Here is a 12,446-nt window from a genome sequence, read left to right as displayed (position 1 = left end):
TTAACTTTTATTTACTGACTTGTGCAAGTGCAAAAACGGCTATGGTGTAACAATCTTTAGCTGCAGTGAATGAATGGCATCAACATAACCATCGGTTGCAATTATAGATAATGTTACGTTCGAGCCTCCAGATCCTAAATCTGTTTGAACATGAATTCTATTATTTGCGATAAATTGCTCTATTTGGGTAATGGTTACACCAACACCCGTTTGCGTTTCAACAGTTACGCCATCAATTGTTGTCACTATGGTTGGGTTGGCGCCAGATACATTACCGACATTAATTTTCTTTATTGTAACAATATCGCCATCGGTGCTTGAGTCTGCATCGTTGGTCATAATATCAAAGAAGTCGGTGTAATCTTCTAGCACTTGTGCCGAGTCGATTGAGCTGCCAAAGTCTGGAGGACTATTTTGTAATACGGTGGTAACTAATATGGTTTCTTCTGCATAGGTTTGTCCATCAAACACTCGCAATTTTAGAGGTTGGTCTACCATTGTTATGCCTTTAGATGCGGCTTTAAGTCTTAATGAATAAACATCTAAACCAACAATTTCTAATGTATTGGGAATCGCATTACCATTACCTGCGAGTAATTCAACGGTAAAATCAGCAGGTAAATTATCTACATCTGTAATGTTCAAATCAATTCGAGTGCTGTAGTCATTGGTGAGTAATATCGTGTTACTGTCTAAGCCTATTTCCGGAGCATCATTAACCGGGGTGACAACAAATTGTATAACTTCACGAGTACTGAGCGCCGCAGAGCTATCGTCCGTAGCGGTAACTTCTATTGAATAGTTAGTGTCATTATTAACGTTATCTGGCGCCTCGATTCTTAAATAATTGTCAAATACAGTCACATTTAAGGTATCAAAATTTAATGTGCCACCGTCAGCAACTGTAATCATTACATTGTCGCCATTTTGATCGGACTTAATGAAATTAATAATGAGGGTTTCTTCCTCATCTACTTCTGGTGTAAATACATTAATCGTTAATTCAGGTGGTGACGGGGCTACAGGGACTATAACGGTTAGTGTTTCTGAAACTGTGATAAACCCATCCGAAGCCGTCGTGGTGAATGTCATGGTTTGTTGGAAAGCGGCGCTGGCATCTAATGAGAGCGTTAATATGCCCGTGTTTTGGTCATAACTTTCCGTTAATAAGGCATTATTAGTAAAGCGAGTAATAGTTAGTGCGGTACCATCCGGGTCAAAATAATTAACAAGTAAACTGGCAGATTGGCCTGGGGCAATTTCAATTTGTGACTCGCTAAAAGTAATCACTGGCGCTGAATTATCGGTTCTAATTATTAACGGTACTTCTAACTCAGTCACTTCGCCAAACTCATCTTCAGCTCTAATAATGAAATTATCTGTAAAGGCTTCAGTTAGCTCAAAAGCGGTAATTGAAAGAACGCCTTCACTGAAAGTCGCCTGCATCTTGCTCGTATCGTAAATAAGTTGCGGCGTTAGTGCCCCTTCATCAACATCATTAACAGACAGTGCAATTTCAAGTGTACCGGTTTCGACAACATCAATTGCCGACGTATCAAGCTCAATCGTTGGAGGCGTGTTTTTGTAGATAGTCAAGGGAACAGTTTCAATACGGTCGCTACCAAAAACATCGGTTACGACTATGTCAAACTCGGTAATAAGGTCATCGGGAGTCGCCAATAGTGCAGCGTTTATCGTAATGGAATCACCCTCTACGCTATACGTAAGTTCACTGTCGTCAGCCACGAGCGAAATGTTATAAGGATGACTTTCAAAGTCTTCGACTAGTATTGAAAAAGTGTAGGACTTCGACTCGAGCAACGGTGGTATCACCGGGACATCAAACAAGGGTGCTAGGTTTGGATTACCACCTAAAAAGCTTAAAAAGTTATCTTTAATATAAAGGTGGAAAGTTAGTTTAGTTTCAAAGCCCGCATCTTTAGCTGAGAGTGTGATTTGCTCATATTGCAGGCTTGAGACGTCATCGGCAAAGATTGAAAAGTACGGGTAATTATTGGTGATAGTAAAATCTGATTGCGTAGAGGAAAAGGATAAATCAACAAAGTCAGGCGTTTCGTCAGACAAGTTATAGGCAAATTGCGCGATTTTATCTGTTTCATTACCCGTTAATTTTTTAATTAAACTTAAAGTGACGTTTTCTTCAATGCGTAATACGGGCGCGTCGTTTTCTGAATTGTTATTGTTTGATTGCGTTAACTCAATATCGATTTGGTCCTTAAGATGACCATCACTCACTTCTAGCACTAATGTCTCGCTAGCATTTGTTAATGGCTCGTTTAATGAAACGGTTAACTCATATCCATACTCAGCCTTATTAACATGACTTGAAACACTGCTCGGTGCTGATAAAACGCGATACGCGATTCGATCAGAATCAGGGTCATAAATATCAAATTTAAGTGTTTTACTTTGGTATAAATCCAGTTCCATTGACGGTTCAATGAGAGCAATCACGGGTGGTTCGAGCGTTTCTAAATTGCGGTTTTTATTATAATAAATGATTTGCATCGCACGTTCAGTAACAACACCATTGTATTCACTGACTGCCAGTAATTCACCGTAAGTGTCTTGTTCCGCTTCGTCAGCTGAAATTAAATACTGACTGTCGTCTTGCGATAGCTGCCCGTTAAGGTTTGCCGCGTTTAAATAGAAGTTTTCGACTACGTCGTTACCAAGCGAATAGTTTCGGTTGATATTAATCGCGATCACTTCGTCTTCAAATAGGGTTATGTAGTCTGTTGGCCAAGTGACTTGATAAATAATAGTTTCATCACTGCCATTATCTGTACCGCCGTCACCATCTGAATCTGTTGAGTCGTTGACAGTAAATGTTATTGCAATAACTTCTACGATGTCGCCGGAGGTAAAACTTATATTAAATTGTTCAGTGCCTGCTGTTTGCCCTGCAGAAACCGTGATTGTTTGGTCTGCTGTATTAAAGCTAACTTGTCCAAGAGAGGGTTGAGCAACAAGGCTAGGTTGAACGGTTAAGGCAGTATCAGCAGTAATCGCGTAGCTAAGTTGAACTTCTTGACCCACAGACAATTGGAAATCAACAGGGGAGACAGCGACCGAAAAAGAAATAGTCGTATCTGTGTCAGTTGGCTCGTCGTTACTATCGCCTGAGCTACAGCCAACAAGAAAAAGGCCTGATAATACAATTAATAGACAGAATTTCGATTTTACTGAATACCACATTATTTTACTTCAACTCCCAATATTGTAGGAGCATTAATGCACCCTTATAGGTTATCGGTCATATCTCTTATTTTATTATAGTAATTTAATCGAAATACCGATAAAAGTTGCTGAATATCTTTGTCATCGATGTTATTCGCTTTTAATGCTAATTCGGTAAGTTCGATACTTGCTTCCATATTTTCAGAAACAACCTCGTTTGCACCATGTTGAAGTAGCTCTAAACAGTTATCGCTGTTGTGAGCTCTTGCAATGATTTTAAGATCGGCAAAGCGATGTCGAAGTGACTCAACAAGCTCGAGGGCAGCTGCGGTATCGTTTAATGTAACAATAGCGAGTTTTGCATGATGAATGCCAGCCGAATTTAATAAGTGAGATTGGTTAACATCGCCATAAAATACTGGGTAATTGTCTTGATACTTTTTAACAATTTCACTGGAACGATCAAAGGCAACATAGCTAACGCCTGCACTTTCTAAAATAGCGCCAATGCTGCGGCCAACGCGACCAAAGCCAGCTAAAACGACCGAACATTCTGGCATCTCATTATGTAAGCCTTCAAATGCAGCTTGTTTGTTATTATATCGATTTGCAATAACGGCTAACAAAGGTGTAACTAACATACTTACCAATACAACTAACATGGCAATATTGAACTGATAGCTCGTTAATATGTCGGCGGCAAATGCCAGCGAAAACAGCACTAAAGCAAACTCTCCACTTTGACCTAGGATAAAGGCGATAGACGCAGACTTTGTCCAATTGTGACCAAACCCTCGAGCAAGTCCCGCTAGAATCACTACTTTAATTAAAATCGTCGCTAACATTAACGAAAATACCAATAAAGGCGACTCTAGCAATAAAGGAATGTTTAAAGACATACCCATAGAAATAAAGAACGCGCCGAGCAGTAACCCTCTGAACGGTTGCACTTCGGCTTTTATTTGATGGCGATAGGCCGAATCAGAAATTAATAAACCCGCCAAAAACGCGCCCATGGCCATAGATAGCCCGGCTATTTCTGTTAAGTAGGCCGTTCCTAAAACGATTAAAACTGCAGTAGCGGTAAATACCTCGGCATTTGCAGACTTTGCAACTCGGTAAAGTAATGGGTTCAATAAATACTTACCTATCATGATGACGGCCACGATAATGCCTACCGACTGCATAACTGCAAAACCTAAACTTTGCGTTACAGCATTAGATTCAGATAGCAGCGGAATCAAGGCCAATAACGGCACAACGGCCAAGTCTTGCATTAGTAAAACAGCGACGGTTGAGCGACCAAATTCGGAGTTTAATGATTTTTGTTGGGTAAGTATTTGTAACACGAATGCAGTTGATGAAAGTGATAATGCGGAGCCAATGATGATTGCGGCTGACCAATTAAGTCCTAATAAAAATTTAGCAATAGAGATTAAAACTAGACTTGTTACTAACACTTGCAGGGAGCCCAAGCCAAACACTAGACGCTTTATTTTCCATAGAAAAGAAGGCTTCATTTCCATGCCAATGACAAACAGTAACAACACAACGCCAAATTCGGATATATGAGTGATATGGGCGACATCTGATATTAAACCAAGAGCAGAAGGACCGATAATAATACCAGCGATTAAAAAGCCAGGTACCGCACCTAAACGAATAGCTTGGCAGAGGGGCACCATTATAACGGCGGCAAGAAGAAGGTAGATGATTTCTAAAATTAAAGGGTTATGCACTTAATCGACTCCATATAAAGAACCGTTTAAGTGTAACCCTTAACTAATAAGCAAACAAAGGTTTAGGCTAGGATGCCTGATCTATATCAAGACTTATTGGTATTTTTGTTTGCTGGGCGACCTTGACCTGGCTTATTGGCCGGTCTATTTGACGGTTTAGAGCCCGGTTTGCTGTTTGATCTATTGTTTGGTTTAGCGCCTGAGTTTGAGCCAGACTTAGCGGCTGGTTTTCTACTTGGCTTATTTGCAGAATTTGCGGGCCTTGGACCATTTGAACGACGCTGAGGTTTTTTATCTTCAGCAGAACTGTCGTTTAATGACTTGTTCTTTTTAGGTTTTTTCTTTTTTGGTGGTCTAATATCACGCGCTTTAGGCAGTGGCATTTGCGGCACAAAATCTTCGTCCACTTGACGTTCGATGTGTTTTTGAATCAATTGCTCGATATCAGTCAAACTATTAAATTCATCGCCCGATACTAATGAAACTGCTTTACCTTCTGCACCGGCACGGCCTGTTCGGCCAATACGGTGAACGTAGTCTTCAGCCACTTGAGGCAAGTCATAGTTAACCACTTGTGGCAATTGCTCTATGTCTAATCCTCGCGCTGCGATGTCTGTCGCAACTAAAACGCGAATCGATTTATCTTTGAAGTTGGCAAGTGCTTTGGTTCGTGCTGCTTGGCTTTTATTGCCATGGATAGCAGCTGCGGTAATACCTTTTGAGTCAAGATTCTTAGCTAAGCGGTTTGCGCCATGCTTTGTTCTAGAGAAAACTAACACTTGTTGCCAATCGTTTTTCTTTATTAGCTTTATTAATAAACGAGCTTTAAAGCTTTGATCAACATTGTATAAGGTTTGTTCAACAGTCGCGGTTGTCGAGTTTGCTGGCGATACTGAGATATGAACAGGATTGTTCATAAGACCTTGCGCTAATTCCTTAATATCGTCAGAAAACGTTGCTGAGAACATTAAGTTTTGACGTTTGACCGGTAAGATTTTAAGTATTTTTTTGATGTCATGAATAAAGCCCATATCTAACATACGGTCGGCTTCATCTAAAATTAAAACTTCTAGTTGGTCAAACTTAACTGCATTTTGACTATATAAGTCCATCAAACGACCTGGCGTGGCGATAAGGATGTCAACACCTTTGCGTAAGGCCATCATTTGTGGGTTTATTTTAACACCACCAAATACAACTGTTGAGCGAAGAGGTAGGTTTTTTCCATAAGTTTCAACGCTTTGTGCAACTTGTGCAGCGAGTTCACGTGTTGGTGTAAGTACTAAAGCTCGAACTTGATTTGCTTTTGCGCGTTGACCTTTGGATAATCGCTCTAATAAAGGGAGTGTAAAACCTGCAGTCTTGCCGGTACCCGTTTGTGCGGCGGCCATAACGTCTTGGCCTTCTAACACGGCTGGGATTGCCTGGGCTTGGATTGGAGAAGGGCTGGTGTAACCCTGATCGTTGATCGCACTCAACAGCGCGTCGGAAAGACCTAAGTCGGTAAATTGCATTAACACTCACTTTAAAAAAATTAGAATTTGCTCAAGGGCAAAAGGCGCTGAAGACTAACTGAAAACTGCTCTTTTAGCAATCAACACGGACAATTATAGGGCCATAAATCACTAATGAGTTGGTTTGTTTATATATTAAAATGCGCAGACGAGAGTTTATATACAGGAATTACCACAGATTGTGCTCGCAGATTACAACAGCATAACTCTGGGGTTGGTGCAAAATACACTCGCTGTCGACTGCCTGTCGCAATGGTATACACCGAAAGCGCGGAGTCTAGAAGTGACGCGTCGAAGAGGGAATATCAAATAAAAAAGTTGTCACGCCATCAAAAACTAGCTTTGATCAGTCGTCTGTAATTTGCAGAAGATAAAACCAAGGCTAAATTAACGTAACAGTGCCTCTGACTGTTTAGATGCCTCTACATATAAACCGTCAATATTAAACTCTTGCCCAGGAAACTTTTCAGCAATAAGTGCGATTACATTTTTCCAGTCAGCGATTTCTACATATTTTACAAGTTGTAACGCACAACCATATTGTCCTTCGTAATTAAGAAGACTATTGGCCATTTTTTCTTGTAGTTGCAGTTTGTTTATTACCTCCTCAATGGAGCAGTCTAAAATTGCGTCTAGTACGGATAGTAACCCGACAAGAAAACCAGTAGGAGATTCTTTTTGTCCAATTAATGCGGGTAAATTCTGTATAAAGAGCGCACGTCTTAACCCAAGCAATACAATTTCGTCTGGTTTATCAGTCGCTAGTTTAGAGACAGCAACAACTGAAATAAATTTACGCATCATATCTTCACCCAAATAAACAACTGCTTTATTAATGCTAGATATATTAAGGTTTCTAAAGGCTAAAGATACATTTGCTAGTTTTATAACTCGTGCGGTTAGGCTAATGTCACGACTTAAAATTTTAGAAACATGGTCAAAGTCGAGTAGTTCTTTAGTGAGGCAACTAACCAGCTCCATTGCGACCACTTTTGATGGGTCAATGTTTCTAAATTTCATAACCTGTGGTTTGGCAAAATAATACCCTTGTAAATAATCAACCCCACAAGCAAAAGCAAAATCAGCTTGTAACTTAGTTTCAATACGTTCGGCGACTAACTTTACGTTCGGAAAATTAGCCTTAATTTTTTCGACTGTTGGTGCGATTAAAGCATTGTCTTCTGGAATATCAAATTTAACATAGCTGAGATAAGGTTCTAGTTGGGACCATTTAGTATCAAAATCGTAGTCATCGAGTGCAAATACGTAACCTAACTCGTGAAGTTCAGCAATAGCTACGATCGTATCGTCATCGACACTACTGCGCTCAACAATTTCAACAATTAAATTCTCTCGTGGGATAAGGTTTGGCAGCTGTCGAAGAACACTTTTATCGCATAGGTTAACAAACGCTTTTCGTTGCTCGGTGACATTGTTGATACCGTGGAATAGGGCGGTTTCATAAAACATTCTTGCAGAGGCTTGTTCATCAGTTAACCCCGGAGGAAAGGCGTTTTCTTCTGAATCTCTATATAGCAACTCGTATCCAATGACATCAGAGTTAATGTCAAGAATAGGTTGTTTGGCCAAAAACTGAATGCTCAAAATGTTACCTTTAATTGTATTTTTATTATTCGTCTTATTCTGGCATTAATATTAGTGTTTGTGAAATATCCTTTTACATTTTGCCACTGCACTACAGTAGCATTGTTAAAAAAGCTATGATGAAGTGAAATTTGTACAACGAAACTTTAAGGAAAAAAGATGAATATTTATAAGGTTAGTAAGCTGTTGTACCATATCCTAGCGCTAACAACTTAATCCAAGTAATTGTTTTAATTGCTGGTGACGGTGCGGAAATGACATAGCTAAGCTATTGATTTTGTTAAATTAGTTGCTACGTAGCTACTATTGTACTTTGGTTATTTGGTAAGTTAGTCGATTTAAACATGGGCGACTACACTGTGTCATTCTTGCTCATTGGCTTAGTAAGTAGTAGCTTCTTTGTCGGCAGTTTCTTTTTGCCTGAAACCAATCCAAAAAAGGAACAATAAATGCGTGGTGAATTAGCTGAACATTTGAATGAATTTATTACTGGTGTAAACCAAGCAATCGCTCAAGCAAAAGAAGATGGTGTAGTTGCAACTCCAGAATTAGCGAGAGCAAATTTAGCAAAACTAGCCGCGTTCGTTACGCAAGTTCCAAAGTTGGCATACGCTGAAGATGGTTATGTATTTGCTGATCAAATGGAAATACCCGTTAAAGTTTATAGTCCAGCACCAGAAGAAGAGTTACCAGTTCTCATTTATTTTCATGGCGGTGGCCATATGTGCGGAAGCACTGAGCTTTACGATCCCATGTGCAGAAAAATAGCTATTGCTGCTCGCTGTATTGTTATTAGTGTCGAGTATCGTTTAGCGCCGGAGTTTCCTTATCCCGCTGGTATTAACGATTGTGAAGATGTGGTTAAAGGCTTTCATCAAGTTTTAAAGAATGTTCAATATGGAAATAAGGTGCTTATTGCCGGTGATAGCGCTGGTGGTGCAATATGCACGACTCTTGCCATTCGCGCGATGACGGATAAGTCGTTAAAAATAGACAAACAAATTCTTATCTATCCAAGTGTTGATTACACTTCTAGTATGCCTTCGGTAGAAGATAACGGCACAGGATTTTTATTAGAGAAAACACGAATTCAATGGTATTTCGATAACTATTTTGATGATTATGAAGACCGTGAGGCAATGTCGCCATTATTTGGACCATTTGATGCCACTATGCCTGACAGCCTAGTAGTAATTGCAGGTTGCGATCCACTGCGCGATGAAGGTCTTGAGTATGCCAAAAAGTTAAGGTTAGCAGGGGTCAATGTCGAGGTTCGAGAGTTTAAAAATATGATCCATGCATTTATGAATATAGAAGATTTAGTAAGTGAGGAGTGCAGAGAGTTATATAGTTTAATTGGATCCTTTGTTAATCGTTAATTACTGATAATAGTGAATTTAATATTAGTAATGCAAAGAGGCCTATTATTACCGAGCTAAATTGAACAATAGTCAAAAAGCCATTTAACTTTAGTTGTTAACTTTAGTTAAATGGCTTTTTCGTTTATTGCGCCTTCCACGCCCCATCGATGGAAAGGAGGAGCCAGTAATACTTCGGGCGGTATCAGTGCACAAGAAAAGAATAAGATCTGCAATTTGAGACGGCGTAGCCATAACCGGCAGCGGTTGTTTTTGCGTAATAAGTTTGTGTTTTGCTTCTTCAACATCAATGTTTTGCTGTTTGGCGATATCTTCAATCTGATTATTAATATTTAGTATGAGTAAATCTAAACGTTATGTTAACAAAGTCATAAATGTAAAATACTACTACCTTAGTACAGGTTGGTTAGTGTAATTAGGGCATTAAAGTAAAATTGACCGCTTGATATGATTATCGTCTAATCGTTGTGAATCAGCCGGTTACCACTTTTGATAGTGTCAAATAGAGTTTACTCTTTACTGGCTTCTTTTTATTCATTCAAGTTAATAAATAGAAGTGTTTTAGTCGGCTTTATGCCAGTATAAGTCAGATAAATAGATAACTAAAAATCAGTCGCATTAGTGATTAGCGAAGGGGAGAATTATGTCAGGTTTTGACAAAGTAGTGGGCAGTTACAGCGAAGCAATGGCAGGACTAGAAGATAATATGACGGTTATCGCTGGTGGCTTTGGCTTGTGTGGAATTCCAGAAGGCTTAATTGCTGAAATTAAAAACAAAGGTACCAAAGGCCTAACTGTAGTTTCCAATAACTGTGGTGTTGATGGGTTTGGTTTAGGCATTTTACTAGAAGACAAGCAGATAAAAAAAATGGTGTCTTCGTATGTAGGTGAAAATGCATTGTTTGAGAAGCAATTATTAGATGGTGAGCTTGAAGTTGAACTTACTCCACAAGGCACGCTAGCCGAGAAAATGCGTGCTGGCGGTGCCGGGATCCCAGCGTTTTATACTGCAACAGGTTATGGAACATTAGTTGGTGAAGGTAAAGAAGTTCGCGAATTTAACGGCAGAAACTACATATTAGAAGAAAGCATCACCGGTGACTTTGCCATTGTTAAAGCTTGGAAAGCAGACCGATATGGCAATTGTGTCTACCGCCATACGGCACAAAATTTTAATCCAATGGCGGCAACAGCTGGAAAAATTACTGTTGTTGAGGTTGAGGAAATTGTTGAGCCGGGTGAGATTGAGCCATCTCAAATTCAGACTCCAGGCATTTATGTTGACCGTGTTATTTTAGGGTCATTTGAAAAACGAATTGAAAAAGTAACCACACGAGATTAAGGAGTACACCATGGCTTTATCAAGAGAACAAATCGCTCAGCGTGTGGCACAAGAGTTTAATGACGGTGACTACGTAAATTTAGGTATAGGTATCCCAACATTGGCAGCAAACTACGTGCCTGATGACATTGAAGTAATGTTGCAATCTGAAAATGGGTTGTTAGGTATGGGGCCTTACCCAACCGCAGATCAAGTTGATGCGGACATGATTAATGCTGGTAAAGAGACAGTCACAACTGCAACAGGTGCTGCTATTTTTAGCTCGGCAGAAAGTTTTGCAATGATTCGTGGTGGGCATGTTGATGTAACTGTACTGGGGGCGTTTGAAGTAGATCAAGCTGGCAATATTGCAAGTTACATGATCCCAGGCAAGTTAGTAAAAGGCATGGGCGGTGCTATGGATTTGGTCGCAGGCGCCGAGAACATAATTGTTACCATGACACACGCAAATAAACACGGTGAATCAAAGTTATTATCGTCATGTACACTCCCTCTTACCGGTGTTAACTGTATTACTAAAATAGTGACTGACTTGGCCGTACTTGAGGTGGAAGATGGCGCGTTTGTATTACGTGAAACAGCGCCCGGCGTGTCGGTGGAAGAAATAAAGGAAAAAACGGCAGGTAAGCTTGTTGTACCTGATGACGTAAAAGAAATGCAATTCGCGTAAAGTTCTAACGCGTATTTTATCGTGCTTACGTTAAGTTAATTCGTAAAAGCCAGTGATAATTCACTGGTTTTTTTATTTCCTGCTCTTCTTGAGTTAAATTAACTACACTTATTAAACATTTGGTTAAACAGGAGCAATTATGCGTAGCTTATTATTAATTTTATTAATGCTGTCAGTGAGTGCTTTTGGCAAGGATGACCACACTATTAGTAAGTCGCAAGTATTAAATCTTATTTCAGAATACAAGCAAGCTCCTATATCTGAGACTGGTTTTTCCGCCGTTCGGAAAATATTAAACTTTGCAGAGACAAGCAAAGATGTTTTGGTTGAAGTCAGTCCAGAAAATACACCTTGGCTAACGCACCAGAATGTAAGTGATCCAATTAAAGGTTTGTTACTAGGCGCCTATGTGGTTGGGAACATAGAGCCACAATTAATTATGAGTAAAAAGAAATCCAACCATTGTAGTGGTGCAATCGAAGTAGCACGAGTAATAAAGTTGATCGTCCTACCGGATGCAGCCGCCGAAATAAAGCTTGTAGAGTTACTCAATAACAATAGTATGAAACAACATCAATGTTCAGACTTACCTTTAGGTAGAACATTAAATAATGCAGAATAAGGACAATGTTCATGGGATATATTGACGGTGTTATAGTTGCGGTAAAATCAGCTAAAAAACAAGAGTATATCGAGTTTGCTAAAGGAACAGCACAAGCATTTAAAAAACATGGCGCACTATCAGTAGTAGAATGTTGGGGCGATGATGTGCCGGAAGGGAAGGTGACTTCTTTTTCTCTTGCGGTTAAATGTGAAAAAGATGAAACAGTGGTATTTTCATGGATAATCTGGCCAGATAAAGTCGCCAGAGAAACTGCGTGGCCAGCAATAGAACAAGATAAAGATTTAGAAGGCCTATTTAGTGACATGCCTTTTGACGGCGCAAGACTTATCTACGGCGGATTTGAAGTTATTGTAAATGAATAAAGTGGTTTT

General features: G+C 39.7%; 10 protein-coding genes. 6 read left to right on the top strand and 4 right to left on the bottom strand.

Translation table 11 applies throughout. The features are described 5' to 3' along the window. Nucleotides 1-39 precede the first annotated feature (39 nt). The 3 genes from J9318_RS09485 to J9318_RS09475 all read right to left on the bottom strand — a co-directional run bounded on the left by J9318_RS09485 (nt 40) and on the right by J9318_RS09475 (nt 6,454). Entirely contained in the window at nt 40-3,219 is a 3,180-nt protein-coding gene (locus J9318_RS09485; protein WP_210559691.1) for an Ig-like domain-containing protein, read from the bottom strand. Nucleotides 3,220-3,263: 44 nt separating this feature from the next. Next, the gene (locus tag J9318_RS09480) at nt 3,264-4,940 is read right to left on the bottom strand and encodes a monovalent cation:proton antiporter-2 (CPA2) family protein (RefSeq protein ID WP_210559690.1); all 1,677 of its coding nucleotides are present in this window, start codon (nt 4,938-4,940) and stop codon (nt 3,264-3,266) included. An 86-nt stretch (nt 4,941-5,026) separates the two neighbouring features. Next, nucleotides 5,027-6,454, bottom strand: a complete 1,428-nt coding sequence (locus J9318_RS09475; RefSeq protein ID WP_210559689.1) for a DEAD/DEAH box helicase — start codon at nt 6,452-6,454, stop codon at nt 5,027-5,029. Between the two features lie 114 nt (nt 6,455-6,568). Here J9318_RS09475 and J9318_RS09470 point away from each other — a divergent pair, with 114 nt between their 5' ends. Then, nucleotides 6,569-6,814, top strand: coding sequence for a GIY-YIG nuclease family protein (locus tag J9318_RS09470; RefSeq protein WP_210559688.1), 246 nt, complete (start codon nt 6,569-6,571; stop codon nt 6,812-6,814). A gap of 27 nt (nt 6,815-6,841) precedes the next feature. On the opposite strand, the gene J9318_RS09465 is transcribed toward J9318_RS09470, so the two are convergent. Continuing rightward, on the bottom strand, nt 6,842-8,059 hold the full coding sequence (locus J9318_RS09465) for an EAL and HDOD domain-containing protein (protein ID WP_210559687.1): 1,218 nt from the start codon (nt 8,057-8,059) through the stop codon (nt 6,842-6,844). 449 nt (nt 8,060-8,508) lie between these two features. Here J9318_RS09465 and J9318_RS09460 point away from each other — a divergent pair, with 449 nt between their 5' ends. From J9318_RS09460 to J9318_RS09440, 5 genes are all read left to right on the top strand, one after another. Beyond that, nucleotides 8,509-9,438: an alpha/beta hydrolase gene (locus J9318_RS09460; RefSeq protein ID WP_210559686.1), complete on the top strand. Its 930-nt coding sequence runs from the start codon at nt 8,509-8,511 to the stop codon at nt 9,436-9,438. 643 nt (nt 9,439-10,081) lie between these two features. Next, entirely contained in the window at nt 10,082-10,780 is a 699-nt protein-coding gene (locus J9318_RS09455) for a CoA transferase subunit A (RefSeq protein ID WP_210559685.1), read from the top strand. A gap of 10 nt (nt 10,781-10,790) precedes the next feature. After that, on the top strand, nt 10,791-11,450 hold the full coding sequence (locus tag J9318_RS09450) for a CoA transferase subunit B (protein ID WP_210559684.1): 660 nt from the start codon (nt 10,791-10,793) through the stop codon (nt 11,448-11,450). A gap of 139 nt (nt 11,451-11,589) precedes the next feature. Beyond that, nucleotides 11,590-12,072, top strand: a complete 483-nt coding sequence (locus J9318_RS09445) for a hypothetical protein (protein ID WP_210559683.1) — start codon at nt 11,590-11,592, stop codon at nt 12,070-12,072. Nucleotides 12,073-12,083: 11 nt separating this feature from the next. Continuing rightward, complete coding sequence (locus tag J9318_RS09440; RefSeq protein WP_210559682.1) at nt 12,084-12,437, top strand: DUF1428 domain-containing protein; 354 nt, start codon at nt 12,084-12,086, stop codon at nt 12,435-12,437. Nucleotides 12,438-12,446 lie beyond the last annotated feature (9 nt).

It is taken from the genome of Psychrosphaera aestuarii (assembly GCF_017948405.1).
Lineage (GTDB): Bacteria > Pseudomonadota > Gammaproteobacteria > Enterobacterales > Alteromonadaceae > Psychrosphaera > Psychrosphaera aestuarii.
The sequence above is the reverse complement of the archived record's forward strand: the minus strand, read 5'-3'. Positions and strand labels throughout refer to the sequence as shown.